At 64.5% G+C, this 21,090-nt stretch carries 14 protein-coding genes; 7 read left to right on the forward strand and 7 right to left on the reverse strand.

All coding sequences use genetic code 11. The annotated features are described in order from the left end of the window. Nucleotides 1–18 precede the first annotated feature (18 nt). The 6 genes from MESAU_RS29365 to MESAU_RS29390 all read right to left on the reverse strand — a co-directional run bounded on the left by MESAU_RS29365 (nucleotide 19) and on the right by MESAU_RS29390 (nucleotide 7,453). On the reverse strand, nucleotides 19–213 hold the full coding sequence (locus MESAU_RS29365; protein WP_041163568.1) for a hypothetical protein: 195 nt from the start codon (nucleotides 211–213) through the stop codon (nucleotides 19–21). A gap of 28 nt (nucleotides 214–241) precedes the next feature. Further along, a complete protein-coding gene (locus MESAU_RS29370) occupies nucleotides 242–2,461 on the reverse strand; it encodes a 3-hydroxyacyl-CoA dehydrogenase NAD-binding domain-containing protein (RefSeq protein ID WP_015319307.1) in 2,220 nt (739 codons plus the stop codon). Between the two features lie 13 nt (nucleotides 2,462–2,474). After that, complete coding sequence (locus tag MESAU_RS29375; RefSeq protein WP_015319308.1) at nucleotides 2,475–3,683, reverse strand: acetyl-CoA C-acetyltransferase; 1,209 nt, start codon at nucleotides 3,681–3,683, stop codon at nucleotides 2,475–2,477. 34 nt (nucleotides 3,684–3,717) lie between these two features. Then, nucleotides 3,718–4,890 (reverse strand): acyl-CoA dehydrogenase family protein, encoded by a 1,173-nt coding sequence (locus MESAU_RS29380; protein WP_015319309.1) that lies wholly within the window; start codon nucleotides 4,888–4,890, stop codon nucleotides 3,718–3,720. Nucleotides 4,891–4,936: 46 nt separating this feature from the next. After that, entirely contained in the window at nucleotides 4,937–6,727 is a 1,791-nt protein-coding gene (locus MESAU_RS29385) for an acyl-CoA dehydrogenase (RefSeq protein ID WP_015319310.1), read from the reverse strand. A 264-nt stretch (nucleotides 6,728–6,991) separates the two neighbouring features. Next, nucleotides 6,992–7,453 (reverse strand): MerR family transcriptional regulator, encoded by a 462-nt coding sequence (locus tag MESAU_RS29390; protein ID WP_015319311.1) that lies wholly within the window; start codon nucleotides 7,451–7,453, stop codon nucleotides 6,992–6,994. 452 nt (nucleotides 7,454–7,905) lie between these two features. On the opposite strand from MESAU_RS29390, the gene MESAU_RS29395 reads away from it, so the two are divergent. The 4 genes from MESAU_RS29395 to MESAU_RS29410 all read left to right on the forward strand — a co-directional run bounded on the left by MESAU_RS29395 (nucleotide 7,906) and on the right by MESAU_RS29410 (nucleotide 15,302). Then, a complete protein-coding gene (locus tag MESAU_RS29395) occupies nucleotides 7,906–11,970 on the forward strand; it encodes a peptidoglycan-binding protein (RefSeq protein ID WP_015319312.1) in 4,065 nt (1,354 codons plus the stop codon). A gap of 192 nt (nucleotides 11,971–12,162) precedes the next feature. After that, nucleotides 12,163–13,086: a sulfite exporter TauE/SafE family protein gene (locus MESAU_RS29400; protein WP_015319313.1), complete on the forward strand. Its 924-nt coding sequence runs from the start codon at nucleotides 12,163–12,165 to the stop codon at nucleotides 13,084–13,086. After that, nucleotides 13,086–13,874, forward strand: a complete 789-nt coding sequence (locus MESAU_RS29405; RefSeq protein WP_015319314.1) for a TIGR02186 family protein — start codon at nucleotides 13,086–13,088, stop codon at nucleotides 13,872–13,874. The genes MESAU_RS29400 and MESAU_RS29405 overlap by 1 nt, the downstream gene beginning before the upstream one ends. Nucleotides 13,875–14,045: 171 nt before the next feature. Continuing rightward, nucleotides 14,046–15,302 (forward strand): Hsp70 family protein, encoded by a 1,257-nt coding sequence (locus MESAU_RS29410; RefSeq protein WP_015319315.1) that lies wholly within the window; start codon nucleotides 14,046–14,048, stop codon nucleotides 15,300–15,302. Between the two features lie 8 nt (nucleotides 15,303–15,310). Here MESAU_RS29410 and MESAU_RS29415 read toward each other — a convergent pair whose 3' ends face one another. Continuing rightward, nucleotides 15,311–16,207: a LysR family transcriptional regulator gene (locus MESAU_RS29415; RefSeq protein ID WP_015319316.1), complete on the reverse strand. Its 897-nt coding sequence runs from the start codon at nucleotides 16,205–16,207 to the stop codon at nucleotides 15,311–15,313. A gap of 278 nt (nucleotides 16,208–16,485) precedes the next feature. Between MESAU_RS29415 and MESAU_RS29420 the strand changes: the two genes are divergently transcribed. From MESAU_RS29420 to MESAU_RS29430, 3 genes are read left to right on the forward strand one after another with little or no spacing between them, the layout of a single operon-like run. Further along, on the forward strand, nucleotides 16,486–19,416 hold the full coding sequence (locus MESAU_RS29420) for a molybdopterin oxidoreductase family protein (RefSeq protein WP_041163569.1): 2,931 nt from the start codon (nucleotides 16,486–16,488) through the stop codon (nucleotides 19,414–19,416). Further along, the gene (locus MESAU_RS29425; protein WP_015319319.1) at nucleotides 19,413–20,147 is read left to right on the forward strand and encodes a 4Fe-4S dicluster domain-containing protein; all 735 of its coding nucleotides are present in this window, start codon (nucleotides 19,413–19,415) and stop codon (nucleotides 20,145–20,147) included. The genes MESAU_RS29420 and MESAU_RS29425 overlap by 4 nt, the downstream gene beginning before the upstream one ends. A 6-nt stretch (nucleotides 20,148–20,153) precedes the next feature. Next, nucleotides 20,154–21,089: a dimethyl sulfoxide reductase anchor subunit family protein gene (locus MESAU_RS29430; protein WP_015319320.1), complete on the forward strand. Its 936-nt coding sequence runs from the start codon at nucleotides 20,154–20,156 to the stop codon at nucleotides 21,087–21,089. Nucleotide 21,090 lies beyond the last annotated feature (1 nt).

Consider the following 21,090-nt stretch of genomic DNA (forward strand, 5'->3'; position numbering starts at 1 on the left):
GCAGTCCCTGGTGCGATGTCATGAAAATGCGTTCTGCCTCGGTCGGTGGCCGCGGTTCACCGCACGGCCAAGTGCGGCGACAACCGCGTCAATGTCGAGGAAGCGGCGCGCCTTGCGGTCATAGTCGGTCGGCAGGCAGCGACAGGCCAGCCGGCCTTCACCGCCCAGCATGTAGGGGCCACGGCTTCGCGCCGTGGCCAGCATGCGCGCCATGCGCGCTCAGACATAACATGACGCTCTGTCAGGCTGCCTGCTTCACATCGCCCTTGGCATAGGGGTCGAAGCGTTCGTAGAAGGTCTCACCCTTCTCGGCCATGTCGAGGAGCAGCTTGGGCGCCTTGAACTCGGCGCCATACTTCTTCTGCAGCGCCTTGGCGATCTTGACGAATTGTTTGGCGCCGATGCCGTCGATATAGGACAGCGCGCCACCGGTGTAGGGCGCGAAGCCGAAGGCCAGGATCGAGCCGACATCGGCCTCGCGTGGATCGGTGACGATGCCCTCTTCCATCACGCGCGCCGCTTCGAGCGCGATGGTGACCAGCAGGCGCTGCTGCAGCTCCTCATAGTCGACCTTCTCGGCCGCGAGCTGCGGATAAAGGTCCTTGAGGCCGGGCCACAGCTTCTTCTTGGCCGGCTTGGCCGGATAGTCGTAAAAACCCTTGCCGTTCTTGCGGCCGAAACGGCCGTGATCGTCGACCATGGTGTTGATCAGCGCCATCTGCCTGGGGTCGACGGCCTTTTCGCCGAGATCCCTGATGGTCTGCTTCATGATCTTCTGGGCAAGGTCGATGGCCGTCTCGTCGGTCAGCGCCAAGGGACCGACCGGCATGCCGGCGGCCTTGGCCGCATTCTCGATCATCGGCGCGGGCACGCCTTCGATCAGCATCTTGTAGGCTTCCGACATGTAACGCAGCACGCAGCGATTGACGTAGAAGCCGCGCGTGTCGTTGACGACGATCGGCGTCTTTTTGATGGCCCGCACGAAGTCGATCGCGGTGGCCAAGGCCTTGTCGCCGGTTTTCTTGCCAAGGATGATCTCGACCAGCATCATCTTGTCGACCGGCGAGAAGAAGTGGATGCCGATGAAATTCTTCGGCCGCGCCGAATTCCTGGCGAGGCCGCTGATCGGAATGGTCGAGGTGTTCGAGGCGAAGATCGCCGACGATTTCAACACGGCTTCCGCCTGTTCGGTGGCGGCCTTCTTGACGGCGGAATCCTCGAACACGGCTTCAACGACGAGATCGCAGCCGGCGAGGTCGGCATAGTCTGCCGTCGGCGTGATCAGAGACAAGAGCTTGTCCTTGTCCTCGGGCTTGGCACGGCCCTTCTTGACCTGATCCGAGATCAGGCCGTCGGAATGCGCCTTGCCCTTTGCGGCCGCCTCCATGTCCCGGTCGAGCAGCACCACCGGAATGCCGGCCTTGGCCGTGACATAGGCGATGCCCGCGCCCATGAAACCGGCGCCGAGGATGCCGATCTTCTTGAACTTGGTGTCCGGCACGCCGGCCGGGCGGCGTGCGCCCTTGTTCAGTTCCTGCAGCGACACGAACAGCGAGCGGATCATCGCTGCCGCTTCCTTGGTCTGCATGATCTCGGTGAAATAGCGCTGCTCGATCCTGAGCGCCGTGTCGAAGGGCACCAGGAGGCCCTCATAGACGCATTTCAGGATCGCCGCGGCGGCCGGATAATTGCCATGGGTCTCGCGGCGCAGGATGGCGATGGCCGGCGGCCACAGATTGGCACCGGCCGCCGAGTAGATCGGGCCGCCGGGCAGCTTGAAACCTTTCTCGTCCCACGGCGCCACCGGCTTGAGGCCGTTCCTGATCATTGCCTTGCCGATCTCGACCAGCTTGGCCGGTTCGGCGATCTCATGGATCAGGCCCATCGCCTTCGCCTTCTGCGGCGACAGGGTCTGACCGGAGGTCAGCATTTGCAGCGCCTGCTGCTGGTCGGTCAGCCGCGGCACACGCTGGGTGCCGCCGGCACCGGGGAAGATGCCGATCTTCACCTCGGGGAGTGCCATCCTGACCTTGTCGGAATCGGCCGCGACGCGGCCATGGCAAGCGAGCGACATTTCGAAGGCGCCGCCCATGCAGGTGCCGTTGATCGCCGAGACCCATGGCTTGCGGCAAGTTTCCAGCTTGCGGAACAGGCCGGTCATGATGCCGGCATTGTCGAACAGCGCCTTGGTCGCCTTTTCGACATCTTTGACCTTGTCGGTGGCGAAGGTGGTCAGCATCCTCTGCAACAGCGTGATGTCGGCACCGCCGGAGAACGTGTCCTTGCCGGAGGTGATCACCGCGCCCTTGATGGCGGCGTCGCCGGCCACCTTGTCCACGATATCGTTCAGCTCGCGCATCACCTCTTCGGTGAAGACGTTCATCGAGCGGTCCGGGCTGTTCCAGGTGACCAAGGCGATGCCATCGGCGTCGATGTCGAGGGTGAAATTGGTGTAGCTCATCGTTCTCTCCCCGTCAGACGCGTTCGATGATGGTTGCAGTGCCCATGCCGGCGCCGATACAGAGCGTCACCAGCGCGGTGTTGAGGTCGCGCCGCTCGAGTTCGTCCAACACGGTGCCGAGGATCATCGCGCCGGTGGCGCCGAGCGGGTGACCCATGGCGATGGCGCCGCCATTGACGTTGATCTTGTCGTGCGGAATTTCGAAAGCCTGCATGTAGCGCAGCACCACCGAGGCGAAGGCCTCGTTGAGCTCGAACAGGTCGATGTCCGACAGCTTCATCTTGGCGCGCTTCAACAGTTTCTCGGTGACGTCGACCGGGCCGGTCAGCATCAGCACCGGCTCGGAGCCGATGTTGGCGAAGGTGCGGATGCGCGCGCGCGGCTTGAGACCCATCGCCTTGCCGGCCTTCTTCGAGCCGAGCAGCACGGCCGCCGCGCCATCGACGATGCCGGACGAGTTGCCGGCGTGGTGGACGTGGTTGACCTCCTCGACCTCCGGATGCTTCTGCACCGCCACCGCGTCGAAGCCGCCCATTTCACCGGGCATGACGAAGGACGGGTTGAGCGAGGCGAGCGACTGCATGTCGGTCGACGGCCTCATATGCTCGTCATGATCGAGAATGGTGAGACCATTCTGGTCCTTGATCGGGATGACCGAGTTCTTGAAGCGGCCATCGGCCCAGGATCTTGCGGCGCGCTTCTGGCTCTCGACCGCGTAAGCGTCGACGTCGTCGCGCGAGAAGCCGTATTTGGTGGCGATCAGGTCGGCCGAAATGCCTTGCGGCACGAACCAGCCGGGCAGGCCGACCGAAGGATCCATGAACCAGGCGCCACCGGACATGCCCATGCCGACGCGCGACATGGATTCGACGCCGCCGGCGATGACGATTTCATCGGCGCCTTGCGCGATCTTGGCGGCGCCGAAATTGATGGCGTCCAAGCCGGAGGCGCAGAAGCGCGAGATCTGCATGCCGGGTGCCTTGGTGTCGTAGCCGGCCTCGAAGGCGGCGGCGCGTGGAATGACGGAACCCGCCTCGCCGACCGGGTCGACGCAGCCGAAGATGATGTCGTCGACGTTTGCAGTGTCCAGCCCGTTGCGATCGCGCAGGGCCTCGAGCGTCCTGGCGGCGAGCCGTACCGCCGGCACTTCGTGCAGCGATCCGTCCTTCTTGCCCTTGCCGCGCGGCGTGCGCACGGCGTCATAGACATAAGCTTCGGTCATTTTTCATGCTCCCTGGGGTTCGCTGAAAAGCTGCTCAGAGCGAGCGTCCGATCAGCAATTTCATGATCTCGTTGGTGCCGCCATAGATGCGCTGGACGCGAGCGTCGCGGAACATGCGGGCGATCGGATATTCATTCATGTAGCCATAGCCGCCATGCAATTGAAGGCATTCGTCGACGACTTTGCCCTGGAGGTCGGAGAGCCAGTACTTGGCCATCGAAGCGGTCACCGGATCGAGGCCGCCATTGATGTGGCGGGTGACGCAGTCATTGTAGAAGACGCGGCCGATGGTGGCCTCGGTCTTCAGCTCCGCCAGTTTGAACTGTGTGTTCTGGAAATCGATGATCGCCTTGCCGAAGGCCTTGCGCTCCTTGACGTAATCGATGGTCAGCGCCAGCGCCCGCTCGATCATGGCGATCGCCCCGGTGCCGATCTGCAGCCGCTCCTGAGGCAATTGCTGCATCAGCTGGACGAAGCCCTGTCCCTCTTCATGGCCGAGCAGATTGGAGGTCGGTACACGCACGTCGTTGAAGAACAGCTCCGACGTGTCGTTGGCCTTCAGTCCGATCTTGTCGAGGTTGCGGCCGCGTTCGAACCCCTCGACCTCGTCGGTCTCGATGACCATCAGCGATGTGCCCTTGGCGCCCTTCTCCGGATCGGTCTTGGTGACGACAATGATCAAGTTGGCCAGCTGGCCGTTGGTGATGAAGGTCTTGGAGCCGTTGATCTTGTACTGGTTGCCGTCCTTCTCGGCACGGGTCTTGACACCCTGCAGGTCGGAACCGGCGCCGGGCTCGGTCATGGCAATGGCGCCGATCAGTTCGCCAGTGGCGAGCCTGGGCAGCCACTTCTTCTTCTGCTCTTCCGAACCGTAATGGAGGATGTAGGGGGCGACGATCGAATTGTGCAGGCCGATGCCGAAACCATCGACGCCGACATGGCCGATCGCCTCGATGATGGCGCTCTCATGCGCGAAGGTGCCGCCGGAGCCGCCATATTCCTCCGGCATGGACGCGCAGAGCAGGCCGGCGGAACCAGCCTTGAGCCAGCTTTCGCGATCGACCATCTCGTTCTTCTCGAACTCGTCGTAGCGCGGTGCGATCTCCTCCGACATGAAGCGGGTAGCCATGTCGTAGAGCATGCCGACCTCGTCGGCCGCCCAGGCTGGTTTCGGCAAAGAGAGCACTTCGGCGGGATTTGTCGCCACGATTTCCTCCGCGTATCGACAGACAGAAAGGCTAGCTAGACGGAGCTTAGAACGCTTCCGCCGGCAGGGCCATCAGCGTATCGGCACCACTCGAAATACGGGCGAGGTGCGCCGAGCTCTCCGGCATGATCCGCTCCATGAAGAAGCGCGCCGTCACCACCTTGTTATCGTAGAAAGACTGGGAGCCGTTGGCATCAGTCTTGCCCTGTGCCGCCTTGGCCATCCGCGCCCACATGTAGCCCAGCGCGACGAGGCCGAAGAGATGCATGTAGTCGGTCGAGGCCGCACCGGCATTATCGGGCTTGGCCATGCCATTCTGCAGCAGCCACATGGTCGCCGCCTGCAAATCGTTGAGGCCCTTCTTCAGACCCTTGGTGAAGGGCGCCATCTTCTCGTCGGTGCGGTTTTCCTCGCAGAACTCGCCGACCTCCTTGAAGAAGGCCTGGATGGCTCGGCCGCCGTTCAAGCCGAGCTTGCGGCCGACGAGGTCGAGCGCCTGAATGCCGTTGGCACCTTCATAGATCATGGCGATGCGGGCATCGCGCACGAACTGGCTCATGCCATGTTCTTCGATGTAGCCGTGACCGCCGAACACCTGCTGCGCCATGACGGCGTGATCAAAACCCTTGTCGGTCAGCACGCCCTTGACCACCGGCGTCATCAGGCCGGTGTAGTCGTCGGCCGCCTGGCGATCCTTGTCGTCGGCGGAGCGGTGCGCGATATCGGACTTGATCGCGGTCCACAGCGCCAGCGCGCGGCCGGCCTCGTTGAACGCCTTCATGGTCATCAGCGAGCGGCGGATGTCGGGATGGACGATGATCGGGTCCGCCTTCTTGTCCGGCGCCTTCGGACCCGACAGCGAGCGGCCCTGCAACCGGTCCTTGGCATAGGCGGCGGCATTCTGGTAAGCGATCTCCGACAGCGACAGGCCCTGCAGGCCGACGCCGAGGCGGGCCTCGTTCATCATCGTGAACATCGCCTTCAGGCCGCCATTGGCCTCGCCCAGCAGCGTGCCTTCGGCCTCGTCATAATTCATGACGCAGGTCGAGTTGCCGTGGATGCCCATCTTCTCCTCGATCGAGCCGCAGGAGACAGTGTTTCTCGTCCCCGGATTGCCCGAGGCGTCGAGCTTCAGCTTGGGCACGATGAACAGCGAAATGCCCTTGACGCCCTCCGGCGCGCCTTCGATGCGGGCCAGCACCAGATGGACGATGTTGTCCGACATGTCGTGCTCGCCGGCCGAGATGAAGATTTTCTGGCCTGAAATCTTGTAGGTACCATCGCCGTTCGGCACCGCCTTGGTGCGCAGCAGGCCAAGATCGGTGCCGCAATGCGGCTCCGTCAGGTTCATGGTGCCGGTCCAGCTGCCCTCGACCATCCTGGGCAGCCAGGTCGCCTTCTGCTCGTCGGTGCCGTGGGTGATGATGGCGGCGATCGCGCCCTGGGTCAGGCCCGGATACATCATCAGCGACATGTTGGCCGACACCATGTATTCAGCCACCGCCGTGTGCACGGCATAGGGCAGGCCCTGGCCGCCGAACTCGACGGGCGCCGCCAGGCCCATCCAGCCGCCTTCGCGATACTGGTCGAAGGCTTCCTTGAAGCCCCTGGGCGTGGTCACCGAGCCGTCGTCATGGCGCACGCAGCCCTCCATGTCGCCGACACGGTTGAGCGGATGCATGACGTTCTCGGCGAGCTTGGCCCCTTCGGCGAGAATTGCCTCCAGCACGTCAGGCGTTGCGTCGGCGAATCCCGGAAGGTTCGAATAGCGCTGATAGCCGAGCACCTCGTTGAGCACGAACAGCGTGTCCTGGACCGGGGCCCTGTAGATCGGCATGCTTTTCCTCCACCATGCGGATTGACCCCGAAATCAAGCCGTGCGCGGCAAGCGGGCCAATGTCGAAGCCGCAATAGCAAATATTGACGTTTGCGTAAACGTCAATATCTGCGCTGCGGCAAGATTTCCGCCACACGGGCGCAATCGGCCAAGCGTCACGGCAATGCGCAAGCCAGCGCGAAGCAGGCAGGCCAGACAGCGAAAAGCCGCGCGGCATGGCCACGCGGCTTTATGGTGAAGGGTCCGACAGTATCGGAGGGCGGCTTAGCTCGCGACGCTCGCTTGCGGCGCCGAACGCTCGGCCAGCATCTGACGCACCGCCGACATCGAGCCGCCGAGCTCATTGATGGCGTCGTCGATCAGCGCCCGCTGCTTCTGCAGGCGAGCGAGCTGCTTTTCCGACTTATCCAGCGCCAGCCGCAACTGCTTGGTGTTGGAACCGGTCGGATCGTAGAGGTCCATCATCTGCTTGACGTCGCGCAGCGAGAACCCAACCTTTCGGCCGAGCAGGATCAGCTTCAGCCTCGCCTTGTCGCGGCGCGTATAGAGACGGGTCGAACCGTCGCGCTGGGGGTTGAGCAGGCCCTTGTCTTCATAGAAACGCAGCGTGCGCAGCGTCACGCCGTACTTCTTGGCCATCTCGCCGATGCGGGAGAGATCCTCGCCGGCTTCAACGGTTGCATTATTGGTGTTGGCCGCGGTCTCGCCGGCCGAGATAAGCTTCATGGTCACTGGCTTCCCCGTCTGGTGGCGTCGCGGTCCCGGACCATGCGTCGCCTGACTGGAAGCGGGGGCGTGCTTCCGGCCGTGGTTTCGACAAACAAATCGAAAACAGCGCAGTTGATACGCCATTTACGTTTACGTCAATTCTATACCGGTAGCCGCCTCATGACGCAAGGGCGTTCTGAGAACGATGCTTTATGCCGCACCGGAAGTCGCGTCAGCCAACTTCCTTGAAATTTCTTAAGCTTGGTTAACGCGTTGTTTACCACGTTGGGCGAAATGTGCGCGTGTCGGCTACCCGTGGTTATCCTGTATCGAATTTTCACGGTTTTTCGGAGCGCGGGGAAACCCGGGAAGCTTGTCTTCCACCGTGGCATCGAAGCGCGGTCGCCTCGTTCCGGCAGGGACTTGGGGAGCTGGCGGCAAGCCGGCCAATCTGAAAGACGGACGCACCGATGAACAGCAAGCGGTCCTACCTCGATACACTCAATGTCGGCAGGCAGCGCAAGCCGCAGACCACGCTAGAGCAGTTGAACCGCTCCCTGGAGACGCTGGAACAGCGCCTGGGGCAGACGCGCGAGGACGCGACGGCACGACCCGCGCCTCGCCAATATGGCGCCGAACCGCGTTACCCCGCCTCCGACCCGCGCTATCCCGCTGCGCAGCCGACGGCCCAGCAGCGCTGGTACGAGGATCCGCAGCCGGCACCGCGTGCGCACAACCCGGCGCCCTCCCCTGCACCCTTCGACCAGAATTATCAGGCGATCGCGCGTGACATCGACCGCGTGCGCGGCCAAGAAGACAGCGTCGCCATGGTCGGCAAGATCGCCGGCGAACTGCGCGGCATGCGCGAGGAACTGCGCCACCAGGTGACTTCAGGGCTGCAGCGCGAATTCGACGCGCTGCGCAAGGACATCGACCGCGCCTTCCAGTCGAACGCCAAGTCCGGGACATCGGGCAAGGGCAGCGCCGAACTCGGCGTGGAATTCGAGCGGCTCTCCGGCGCCATCAAATCGCTGTCGGAGAAGAGCGACGACAGGAGCGTCAACCTGCTGCGACTGGAACTCGAACAGGTCAAGGCCGCGCTCGACACGCTGGCGCGCGAGGAGAGCGTGCAGAAGGTCGACCGTCGCTGGGACGAGTTCGATCGCCGCTGGACGGCCTTCGAGGACCGCGTCGACGCCGACCAGCGCAAACGCTCCGACGACCCCGCCCTTGCCGCCTTGACCGACCGGCTGGAGCAAATCAGCAACGCCGTCAACAACCTGCCGGAATCGCTGTCCCTGCGCTCGCTGGAGGAGAAGGTCCGCACGCTGGCCGGGGCGGTCGACCATTTCGCCAGCCAGCAGGACAATCGCGGCGGCGGCACGCTGGCCATGATCGACGAGCGGCTGGACGAGATTTCCCGCGCCATCGTCGCCTCGACAGTCGCCGCACAGGCGAATTCAGTCGACCACGAAGCCTTCGAGCGCATCGAGAAGCGGATCGACTCGCTCGCCCAGCAGATCGAGGAAGTGGCGCAGGACCGTCCCGCAAATGTCGTGATCGACCGGCTGAACACGCTGTCGAGCCGGGTCGACGACCTCGCCGGCCGCGCCAACCTGCCCGAGCAGGCGATGGAACGGCTCGCCAAGCAGATCGCGCTGATCGCCGACAAGATCGATCAGGCGCCGGCCATGCCCGACGCCGACTACATCTTCCACGGGCTGGAGCAGCGCTTCGACGTGCTGTCGGGCATGATGGAGCGGCGCCAGGGCGACGCCATCGAGCAGGGCAACATGCTGTTTCGCGATCTCGAGCGCCGGCTGGACGAGGTTGCCGACCGGCTGGACCAGCGCAGCATGCCGCAGGTCGACAGTGCCGGCATCATGGACGCCATCGACGCTCGCTTCACCGCACTGGCCAAGCGCATGGAGACACGCGCTCCCGATCCCGCCGGCGAGGCGGCGATCCGGGGCCTGGAAAGCCGGCTCGAAGATATTTCAAGCCGGCTGGACGCTTCGGCGGCCCAGGTGGCCGGCATCGATCCGGCGCTGATCCGCAGCCTGGAGGCGCAGGTCGCCGGCCTGTCGGCGCATCTTTCCAAGCCCAGCACGCCGCTGCCGGACTTCGAGGACATCAGCCCACGCCTCGACGAAATCGAAAAAGCGCTGGCCGGGACCCGCGATTCCATCCTCGGCGCGGCACGTGAGGCGGCCGAGAACGCGGTGCGCTCGCTGGCCGGAACGAGCACCAATACGGCCGCGGTATCCGGCCTCGCCCAGGATCTGAAGACCCTGGAGACGCTGACGCGGCGTTCCGACGAGCGCAATTCGCGGACCTTCGAGGCCATTCACGACACACTGCTCAAGATCGTCGACAGGCTGGGCTCGCTGGAAACCAGCGACCCGTCCGAGGCGGTAAGCGAGCTCCTGGACGCGGCCTCGATCGAACCCAGTGGCTGGCGTGGCTTGCAGCGGCCCAAGATGGCCGTGAACGCACCATCCATGACCATGGACGAGCTGCCGCTGACTGGCGACATGGCCGATCTGGACGCGCGTGCCGCGGCCATAGTGCGCACCGAGCCCGGCGAGCCCGCACTGCACGTTGGAACGGGCTTGTCTCCCCGGCCGGGCACGCGCTCGCCGGCGGAAGCCGCCGCCGCCGCCGCGATGGCCGCACTCGGTTCCGACACCACCGCCGGAAAGGACCAGCCGGCAGGCCGCAAGTCGATGTTCGGCGGTCTGGCGCGGGCCTTCAAGGGCAAGAAAGCGGCGGATGTTCCGCCGCTGGCCGGCTCGGCGCCGAGCGCCGACATCCCGAGTGTCGATCTCGACGAGCCGCTCGACCCGAAGGTCGCCAACCGCCCGCTGGAGCCGGGCTCCGGCGCGCCTGACCTCAATGCCATCATGAAGCGCGTGCGCGACGAGCGCGGACAACCGGCAAAGCTCGGCGACAGCGACGCGGCGAAATCGGATTTCATCGCCGCCGCCCGGCGCGCGGCGCAGGCGGCCGCGGCCGAGGCCGACGCCCTGAAGCGCCAGTCGACGATGAAAGGCCCGGTCAAGGCGCTCAGGATAGGCGACCTGCTCAAGGCGCGGCGCAAGCCGATCCTGATGGCGGCGGCAGCGATCATGCTGGCGCTTGCCGGCCTGCAGCTCGGCAAGGCGTTCCTTTCGGATCCCGCCCAGGTGGCAAGCAACGACGCATCCCCGATCGTCGCCCCGCAGCCGGTTCGGACGGCATCTCTCGATACCGCCAGCCAGCCGAAGACCGAAGTTCAGCCGACGACGATGAACAGCGCGCCGGCCCGTCCGGCCAGGCAGGCCGAACAATCCGCGCTCGCCAGCAAGGACGATATGGCGGCGCGGACCGTCGTGGCCATGCCGTCTGATACGGACGCGATGCCGGACACAGCGCCCACGGCCGACCCCGCTTCGCCGGTCACGTCGGCCATGGCTTCCGGCCCGAGCGCCCCCGACGCGATGGCTTCGGCCGCGCCGGTTGCTCCGATGACCGCTGCCCCGGCCATGACGGATCCGGCAGCAGCCGCCGGCGCTACGCAGGCGACGGATGCCGATCTCCAAGCGGCCCCTGCCGCGCCAGTGGCGACCGAGGCGACGACCAACGACACGACTGGCGCCGTTGCGCCCATGGACAAGCCGGCGGCGACAGCCGCGATCAAGTTCGACATTCCGGCCGATGCCGGCCCGGTCGCCTTGCGTGACGCCGCCGCCGGTGGCGACGCCAAGGCGCTGTTCGAGGTCGGCTCGCGCTACGCCGAGTCGCGCGGCGTCAAGGAAGACATGCCGGCTGCCGCCAAATGGTACGAGAAATCGGCGGAACTCGGCTTCGCGCCGGCTGAATACCGCATCGGCAATTTCTACGAGAAGGGCATCGGCGTCGCGCGCGACATCAAGAAGTCGAAGACCTGGTACCAGCTCGCCGCCGCGCAGGGCAACGCCAGCGCCATGCACAATCTGGCGGTGCTGTTCGCCATGGCCGCCGACGGCGCAACCGACAATGAATCGGCCGCGCATTGGTTCCAGGCGGCCGCCGACCTCGGCGTCAAGGACAGCCAGTTCAATCTTGGCATCCTCGCCGCCAAGGGCGTCGGCATGAAGCAGAACCTGGAGGAATCCTACAAATGGTTCGCGCTCGTCGCCAAGACCGGCGACAAGGATGCCGCGGCCAAGCGCGATGAGATCGCCAACGCGCTGCGGCCCGAGCAGCTCGAGCGCGCGCGCGCGGCGACCGAATTGTGGAAGGCCAAGCCGCTCAACGCGGCGGCCAATTCGGTGGACATTCCCGAATCCTGGCAGGAAGGCACGCCGCAGACGACGGCCGGCATCGACATGAAAAAGGCGGTCAAGAACATCCAGCTCATCCTCAACAAGAACGGCTATGACGCCGGCGGCGCCGACGGCGTGATGGGCGGGAAGACCAAGAACGCGATCATCGCTTTCCAGACCGACAACAAGCTGCCAGCGACGGGCGCGGTCGACGAGAAGCTGGTCAAGGCATTGCTGGCGCGCAAATAACGGCAGAAGCGTCGTTTCCACGACGCCCTTGCCTTACATTTGCCTGTTAACTGATTGAGTTGTTTTTTGTTTCGGCGCGGTGACGGGGTTTGGTCCCGCTGCCGCATCGGCGCAAGAGAAAATTGGCTTTTCGATGCGATAGTGCCCGCAGCGGCTTTATTCGCCGACAGGCAAACTGATCGAGACAGACGGGTGGGCATCTATCTCCCGATCGCGGAAATTTCCGTCAACGTCTTCGTGCTGCTGGCCATGGGCGCCGCGGTGGGCTTCCTGTCGGGCATGTTCGGGGTGGGCGGCGGCTTCCTAATCACGCCGCTCTTGATCTTCTACAACATCCCGCCGGCGATCGCGGTCGCCACCGGCGCCAACCAGGTCATTGCTTCTTCCGTCTCCGGCGTGTTGTCGCACATGAAGCGAGGGACGCTCGACTTCAAGCTCGGCAGCGTGCTTCTGGCCGGCGGCGTCGTCGGCTCAACCGGCGGCATCTATGTGTTCGGCTTCCTGCGCAGGCTCGGCCAGCTCGACCTGTTCATCTCGCTGCTCTACGTCGTGCTGCTCGGCACCGTCGGCGGGCTGATGCTGGTCGAGAGCATCAACGCCCTGCGCGCCACGCGCAGCGGCGCGGCGCCGGTGCTGAAGAAATCCGGCCAGCACAACTGGATCCACCGCCTGCCGCTGAAGATGCGCTTCCGCGCGTCGAAGCTGTTCGTCAGCGTCATTCCGGTGCTCGGGCTTGGCGCCGGCATCGGCTTCCTGTCGTCGATCATGGGTGTCGGCGGCGGCTTCATCATGGTGCCGGCGCTGATCTATCTCTTGAAAGTGCCGACCAATGTCGTCATCGGCACCTCGCTGTTCCAGATCATCTTCACCTCCGCCTATACGACGCTGGTCCACGCCACCACAAACCAGACCGTCGATGTGATGCTGGCCTTCCTGTTGATGGCCGGCGGCGTGGCCGGGGCGCAATATGGCGCCAAGGCCGGCCAGCGGCTGCGCGGCGAGCAATTGAGGGCGCTGCTGGCGCTGCTGGTGCTGGCGGTGGCGATCCGGCTTGCCACCGATCTGTTCGTCACGCCGCCCAACCTTTATTCGCTGTCCGGCCTGGGCCTCAACTGATGAATGGCCTGAAAGCGCTCGCAGCCGTCGCTCTCCTGTCCCTGACCGCCGCCGCGCCGGCGAAGGCGCAGACGCCGCTGACGGAAGGCATCCAGATCGGCCTTTCCACCGACGCGGTGTCGATCACCGCCGGTTTTTCCGGGGCCGACCTGACCATCTTCGGTTCGCTGGAAAATCCCGACCCGCTGGTCGCACGCCAGGGCCGTTACGACGTCATCGTCGTGCTCGAAGGGCCGCCGAAACCGGTGGTCGTGCGCCGCAAGGACCGGGTGCTGGGCGTCTGGGTCAATTTGGATTCCGAGACCTTCGAGAACGTGCCGGTGTCCTATTCGGTCGCGACGACGCGGCCGCTGCAGGACATCACCGAACCCAACAGCTACAAGCAGCTGTCGCTCGGCGCCTCCAACCTCTACATGCAGCCCGCCGAAGCCGGTGACAGCCCGGCGACGATCGAGGAATTCACGGCCGCGTTGCGCGAACGCAAGGCCGCCGCCGGCCTCTACAGCGAGAATGTCGGCGGCGTGCAATTCCTGTCGCAGAACCTGTTTCGCGCTACCGTCAGGCTGGCGCCTGATGTCTCGGTCGGCACGCACAAGGCGCGCGCATTCCTGTTCAAGAGCGGCCTATTCGTCAAGGAGAGTTCGGCGCAGCTCGAAATCCGCAAATCGGGCTTCGAACAATCGATCTTCCGCGTTGCCCACGACTATTCGTTCCTCTACGGCGTGTTCGCCGTATCGCTGGCCATGGTGACGGGCTGGCTCGGCCGGCTGGTGTTCCGCAAGGATTGATGCCGCGGGAAAAGAGGGGTTCCCCTTTTCGCCGCCATGCGATAAACCGCCGCCTCCCAACCCAGGGGCAAACAAGCACATACCGTTCGCCAGGAGCGGTCCGGCCATCCCGATGACAGCGCGACGCGTCGCCGCTGTTTTGCCGCCACGAAACAATGACAGGAGGCTGCGATGCATCAGGCATTCGGCGGCATCGACTTCGGCACGTCCAATTCCACGGTAGGCGTCATCCGGAACGGCAAGGCGGGGCTGGTCCCGCTGGAGGGCGGGCAGCCCACTTTGCCAAGTGCCGTGTTCTTCAATTTCGAGGATGGCCATACCTATTTTGGCCGCCGCGCTATCGGGGACTATACCGACAGCATCGAAGGCCGCCTGATGCGCTCGTTGAAGAGCGTGCTCGGCAGTTCGCTCGCCCACGAGAAGACGCGGATCAAGGCACGCCAGATCGGCTTCATCGACATTATCGGCCTGTTCATCGGTCATCTGAGGACGCGGCTGGAAGAGGACGCCGGCGGCGTGGTGGAGAGCGTGGTGCTCGGCCGCCCGGTGCAGTTCGTCGATGACGACGCGCAAGCCGACGCGGAGGCGCAAGGCGAACTCGAGAAGGCTGCCCGTGCCCAAGGCTTCAAGCATATCGCTTTCCAGTTCGAGCCGATCGCGGCGGCGCTCGATTACGAGCAGAAGGTGACACGCGAGGAACTGGCGCTGATCATCGACATGGGCGGCGGCACGTCCGACTTCTCCATCGTGCGGGTCTCGCCGGAGCGCGCGCGATCGACCGATCGCAAGGACGACATCCTGGCCAGCCGCGGCATCCATATCGGCGGCACTGATTTCGACCGGCTGCTGAGCATCGCCCATGTCATGCCACAGCTCGGCTACCTCTCCGCGACCAAGGACGGCAAGCGCAATCTGCCGGCCAGCTACTTCATCGATCTCGCCACATGGCAGCGCATCAATCTGGTCTACACCGCCAAGGCGATGACGCATCTGCGCCAGATCCGCTACGAGGCCGCGCGCGCCGACCTGGTCGACCGCTTCATCCATATCGTCGAGCACCGCTACGGGCACGCGCTGGCGGCGCTGGTCGAGAAAGCCAAGATAGAGCTGACCGACATGTCATCGGCGGACGTGGCGGTGAAGCTGCCGGGCGCGGCGTTCGCCGCCGGGATCACACGCGACGGGCTGGAGGCCACGATCGCTCGGGACATTGAGCGGGTTACCGAAACGGTGGCGCAGACCATCCGCGACGCCGGGGTCAAGCCCTCCGACATCACCGCGGTGTTCCTGACCGGCGGATCGACGGCGATCCCGCTGGCAAGGCGGGAAATCCTGTCGCTGGTGCCGCGGGCTTCCGTCATAGAAGGCGATATGTTCGGGTCGGTCGGACTCGGCCTGGCGCTCGATGCGCAGCGGAAGTTCGGCTGAACCTACCCCTACGTAGTCCCGTTCGCCTCCGCGGCCAGATGCGCCTTCAGCGCCATCTGGGCCAGGCTTGCCTGACGGTCGCGATGGGTAATCATGGCGAAGTCGCGCTTCGGCAATTCGATCGGCACGGCTCTCAGGCTCCCCTCGGCGACCGCGCGCCCGACGACCAGCTCCGAAATGATGGTCGCGCCGGCACCCGCCTCGACAGCTTGGCGAACCGCCTCGTTGCTGGGCAGCACCAGGAATATCCTGAGGTCGGCAAGCGAAATCCCCTCGCGGCGCGCCAGATCCTCCAGCACCTCGCGCGTGCCGGAGCCGCCCTCGCGGATTATCCAGCGCAGGCCGGTGATGTCAGGGCGGCCCGGCGCGGTTTCGGCGATCTCTGGATGGGAGCTGGCAACGACCAGCATCAACCGGTCGGTATCGACCTTGACGCGGCGCAATAAGTCGGACTCGGTGCGCCCTTCGACCAGGCCGAGATCGGCGGTTCCATCCAGCACGCTGGCCTCGACCTGCCTTGTGTTGCCGATGGTGACGCTCAGCCTGACGGCCGGATAGGCCTCGTGGAAAGAGGCCAGCCGGCGCGGCAGCCAGTAACTGGCGATGGTCAGGCTGGCGGCGATGGAGAGGCTGCCGGCGACCGTCTGCGAAACATGTTCCAGGACATTGCGCGCGGCGGCGGCCCGCTCCAGCACGGCCTTGGCCTCCGGGAGGAACCGATGGCCGGTCTGAGCCAGCTCGATGTTGCGGCCGACGCGGTTGAACAGATGGACACCATGCTGCTCTTCCAGAGCGCGAATGGCCGCCGACGCGGCCGATTGGGAAATGCCCAGAAGCTCCGCCGCCTTGGTCATGTGGCCGCGCTCTGCGACGGCGACGAAAATGCGCAACTGGTCGAGGGTCATGCCTGTATTAAGAACCAATATCGATCGAATTTACAAGAACAACTGATTAGACGGATCGATAGCTTTATTCTACTTTTCCTGCGGAATTTAGAAAAAATTAGCCTGCAGGTCGCAAAGAGCAAAATGATCGGGCGGTTCAGATCCCTGCTTGCGCATTGGAGCCGCGGTATAAGGCGACGGCTGGCCGGCGACCGCTACCATCCCGAAGAACATTATATGCGCGGCCCCGGGCCGAAGACGCGAGCCAAATCCGCTGACCGCGCGAGCACCACGGGATCATGATGCAAGGACCGCCGCGCGGCGCCAATTCAGCCCCCTCGCAACGCCCGCTTGCCGACACGCGGGCGCCCGATGAAGGCGACGGTGTCGACACCTCGCCTGATGTTTCCGACAGCATCGCCAAGACGACCTGCTACATGTGCGCCTGCCGCTGCGGCATCGACGTGCACATCAAAGACGGCAAGGTCCGCTACATCAACGGCAACAAGGATCATCCGGTCAATCGCGGCGTGATCTGCGGCAAGGGCAGCTCCGGCATCATGCAGCACTACAGCCCGGCCAGGCTGAAGAAGCCATTGCTGCGCACCGGGCCGCGCGGCTCGGGTGAGTTCCGCGAGATCGAGTGGGAGGAGGCCTTCTCGATCGCCACCGAGCGGCTGTCGAATATCCGCCGGACCGATCCTAAGAAACTCGCTTTCTTCACGGGCCGTGACCAATCACAATCTCTTACAGGGTGGTGGGCGAGCCAGTTCGGCACGCCGAACTTCGCCGCTCATGGCGGCTTCTGTTCGGTGAACATGGCGGCGGGCGGGCTCTACACGATCGGCGGCTCGTTCTGGGAGTTCGGCGAGCCCGATTGGGACAACACGAAATACTTCATGCTGTTCGGCGTTGCCGAGGACCATGATTCCAATCCGATCAAGATCGGACTGGGCAAGCTCAAGGCGCGCGGCGCCAAGGTGGTGTCGATCAATCCATGCCGGACCGGCTACAATGCGATCGCCGACGACTGGATCGGCATCCGGCCCGGCACGGACGGCCTGTTCGTGTTCGCGCTGATCCACGAACTCTTGAAAGCCGGCCGCGTCGATCTCGATTATCTGCTCCGCTACACCAACGCGCATGTCCTGGTTATCCAGGAGCCGGGCGCGGCCGATGACGGGCTGTTCATGCGCGACAGCGACGGCAATCCGCTGGCATGGGACAGAGTGGCGACGACCTCCGTCAACGCAGTCGATTCAAATGCCAAACCGGCACTGACCGGCAGCTTCACAGTCGACGGGCGCAGGTGCCTTCCCGTGTTCCAGCTGATCGCGGACCGCTACATGGACGTCAGCTATTCTCCCGATGCGGTCGCGGAGCGTTGCGGCATCTCCGCCGGAACGATCCGCCGGATCGCCGCCGAACTGGCCCATGTCGCCTTCGAGCAGGCGATCGAACTGCCGGTGGCATGGACCGATTGGGCCGGGCGCCGGCATCAGACGATAAAGGGACGGCCGGTTTCGATGCATGCCATGCGCGGCATCTCGGCCCATTCCAACGGCTTTCACACCTGTCGCGCCATCCACCTGCTGCAGGTTCTGCTGGGCACGGTGGATGTGCCGGGCGGCTTCCGCTTCAAGCCGCCCTATCCCAGGTCGGCGCCGCCCGGCCCGAAGCCCTGCGGCAAGGATGTCAGGCCGATGACGCCGCTCGACGGCATGCCGCTCGGTTTCGTCTGTGGACCCGACGATCTGCTGGTCGACGAAGCGGGTACGCCGCTGCGCATCGACAAGGCCTATTCCTGGGATTCGCCGCTTGCGGCGCATGGGCTGATGCACACAGTCATCCGCAACGCCTGGGCCGGCGATCCCTACCCGATCGACACGCTGATGATGTACATGTCGAACATGGCCTGGAATTCCTCGATGAACACCGTCGAGACCATGGCCATGCTCACCGACCATGACGAAGCGGGCAACTACAAGATCCCTTTCATCATCTATTCCGATGCCTACTACTCCGAGACCGTGCCGTTCGCGGACCTGGTCCTGCCCGACACCACCTATCTAGAGCGTCATGACTGCATCAGCCTGCTCGACCGGCCGATCAGCCATGCCGACGGGCCGGGCGACGCCATTCGCCATCCGGTCGTCGAGCCCGACCGCGACGTCAGGCCCTTCCAGTCGGTGCTGATCGACCTCGGCGCGCGGCTTGGCCTGCCCGGCTTCGTCGATGACGAAAGCTCGCCGAAGTACCGCGACTATGCCGACTACATCGTCAATCATGAACGCACGCCCGGCATCGGCCCGCTCGCAGGCTGGCGCGGCAAGGACGAAACCTCGGTCGGCAAGGGCGACGTCAACCCCAACCAGTTGCAACGCTACATCGACAATGGCGGGTTCTGGCACCACGATTTCACCCAGGACCAGCGCTACTACAAGATGGCTAACCGCTCCTATCTCGACTTCGCGGTGCAACTGGGCTTCATCCCCAACGCCGAGCCGATCGTCTTCCAGCTCTATTCCGAACCGATGCAGCGTTTTCGGCTGGCCGCGCGTGGTCATGGCCGGGTGGTGCCGCCCGAAAGCGAACGCAAGCGCGTCGAGACCTACATGGACCCGCTGCCGTTCTGGTACATGCCGTTCGAGGAAGCGTCCGTCGACCAGGAAGAATACCCGCTGCACGCGCTGACGCAGCGGCCCATGCACATGTACCATTCCTGGGGTTCGCAAAATGCGTGGTTGCGGCAGATCACCAGCCAGAACCGGCTGTTCGTGCATCAGCAAACCGCCGCCGGGCTCGGCCTTGGCGACGACGACTGGGTGTGGATCGAGAGCATCAACGGCAGGGTCAAGGGGCAGATCAAGCTGGTCGAAGGGGTCAACCAAAGCACGGTGTGGACCTGGAACGCGATCGGCAAGCGACGCGGCAGCTGGGGGCTGAAGGACAATGCCGCCGAAAGCAATCGCGGCTTCCTGCTCAACCACATCATCGGAGACCAGACCTTGGCCGACGCGCAGGGCAAGCGTTATTCGAATTCCGATCCGGTCACGGGCCAGGCGGCGTGGTTCGATCTGCGCGTGCGCATCGTCAAATGCGCGGCGGAGGAGGCCGGCTTCACCGAACCGCAATTCGAGCGTTTTCAACAGCCGCCGCATTTCGAACCCTCGCCCGACAAGCTCACTTTCGGCGCCGGGTTTCGGCAGGCAAGAGAGGCGGCCGAATGACCTGTCTTTCAAATCCAGGCGGCAAGAAGCTCGGCCTCGTCATCGATCTCGACACCTGTGTCGGCTGCCAGGCCTGCGTTACCGCCTGCAAGGAGTGGAACACCGGCGGCCACATGGCGCCGCTGACCGACATCGACCCCTATGGCGGCCATGTCGACGGGGTCTGGTTCAACCGCGTGCACAGTTACGAGCACATCACCGAGATGGGTGGGCGCACGGTCAACTTCCCGCGTTCCTGCCTGCATTGCGAGACGCCGGCCTGCGTCACCGTCTGCCCGACCGGCGCCTCCTACAAGCGCGCGTCGGACGGCATCGTGCTGATCGACGAGGACAAGTGCATCGGCTGCAAATTGTGCAGCTGGGCCTGCCCTTACGGCGCGCGCGAATTCGATGGCGATGTCGGGGTGATGAAGAAATGCACGCTCTGCGTCGACCGCATCTATAACGACAATCTGGCCGAGGGGGACCGCGTGCCGGCCTGCGTCGCCGCCTGCCCGACCAGCGCCCGGCATTTCGGCGACCTCGGCGATCCCCAATCCCCCGTTTCGCAACTGGTGGCGGAGCGCGGCGGTGTCGACCTGATGCCTGAACTCGGCTATCGCCCGACCAACAAATACCTGCCGCCGCGCGCTCACACGCAACGCGCCGCATCGGTGACCGCTCCCGCGCTGGAGCCGCTACGGGCCGAGGGCGGTTTCCTTGGCTGGGTCGACCGCATGCTTTCGAGCTGACCATCCATGCATCCAGCTTTTTCGGTCGTCTTCTTCACCACCGCCACGGGTGCCGGCTATGGGCTGCTCGCGCTGCTCGGCGTGCTCGGCCCGCTCGGCTTCGTCGCGCCCGATTTCTGGCCGGGCTTCGTCGGCATGGGGCTGGCGCTCGGCCTGATCGCCGCCGGCCTGTTGTCATCGACCGGCCATCTCGGCAGGCCCGAACGTGCCTGGCGGGCGTTCTCGCAATGGCGCAGTTCATGGCTGTCGCGCGAAGGCGTTGCCTCGGTCGCCACCTTCATTCCCGCAGGCGTGTTCGGCGTAGGCTGGGTCTTCCTTAGCCGCCTCGATGGCTGGGTGGCGGCCGCCGGCGTCCTGGCCGCCGTCGGCGCCATAGCCACGGTCTGCATGACAGGCATGATCTATGCCTCGCTGAAACCCATCGCCCACTGGCACAGCCCCTACACCTTGCCCGGCTATCTCATCTACTCGGCGATGAGCGGCAGCGTGCTTCTGAACGCTGTGCTGCAAGCATTTTCTCTCGGCTCGAAAATGCTTCTGGCGGCTTCCGCGCTGCTCACTTTGCTTGGCTGGGGCTGGAAGCTGGCGACCTGGCGCCACAACGACCGGCTTGAAATCCCGACCAATGCCAACACCGCGACGGGGCTGACCGGTGGCACGGTGCAGTCGCTGGAGTGGCCGCATACGGAAGAAAACTACCTGCTCAAGGAAATGGGTTTTCGCATCGCGCGCAAGCACAGCGCAAAGCTGCGCCGGATCACGCAGGCGCTGGCCTTCGGTTTGCCGATCCTGTTGCTGCTTGCCGCCTTCGCCTTGCCGTGGCCGCTCGCGGCGGCGCTATCGGCGCTGGCCGCGATCGCCCAGTTTGCCGGCATGCTGGTCGAACGCTGGCTGTTCTTCGCCGAAGCGAAGCACACGGTCATGCTCTATTATGGGCGATAGA

The organism is Mesorhizobium australicum WSM2073 (assembly GCF_000230995.2).
GTDB lineage: Bacteria > Pseudomonadota > Alphaproteobacteria > Rhizobiales > Rhizobiaceae > Mesorhizobium > Mesorhizobium australicum.

Coding starts and splice junctions, on each gene's coding strand:
- MESAU_RS29365 (WP_041163568.1), bottom strand. CDS start 213: ATGGCGCGCATGCTGGCCACGGCGCGAAGCCGTGGCCCCTACATGCTG.
- MESAU_RS29370 (WP_015319307.1), bottom strand. CDS start 2,461: ATGAGCTACACCAATTTCACCCTCGACATCGACGCCGATGGCATCGCC.
- MESAU_RS29375 (WP_015319308.1), bottom strand. CDS start 3,683: ATGACCGAAGCTTATGTCTATGACGCCGTGCGCACGCCGCGCGGCAAG.
- MESAU_RS29385 (WP_015319310.1), bottom strand. CDS start 6,727: ATGCCGATCTACAGGGCCCCGGTCCAGGACACGCTGTTCGTGCTCAAC.
- MESAU_RS29390 (WP_015319311.1), bottom strand. CDS start 7,453: ATGAAGCTTATCTCGGCCGGCGAGACCGCGGCCAACACCAATAATGCA.
- MESAU_RS29395 (WP_015319312.1), top strand. CDS start 7,906: ATGAACAGCAAGCGGTCCTACCTCGATACACTCAATGTCGGCAGGCAG.
- MESAU_RS29405 (WP_015319314.1), top strand. CDS start 13,086: ATGAATGGCCTGAAAGCGCTCGCAGCCGTCGCTCTCCTGTCCCTGACC.
- MESAU_RS29410 (WP_015319315.1), top strand. CDS start 14,046: ATGCATCAGGCATTCGGCGGCATCGACTTCGGCACGTCCAATTCCACG.
- MESAU_RS29415 (WP_015319316.1), bottom strand. CDS start 16,207: ATGACCCTCGACCAGTTGCGCATTTTCGTCGCCGTCGCAGAGCGCGGC.
- MESAU_RS29420 (WP_041163569.1), top strand. CDS start 16,486: ATGATGCAAGGACCGCCGCGCGGCGCCAATTCAGCCCCCTCGCAACGC.
- MESAU_RS29425 (WP_015319319.1), top strand. CDS start 19,413: ATGACCTGTCTTTCAAATCCAGGCGGCAAGAAGCTCGGCCTCGTCATC.
- MESAU_RS29430 (WP_015319320.1), top strand. CDS start 20,154: ATGCATCCAGCTTTTTCGGTCGTCTTCTTCACCACCGCCACGGGTGCC.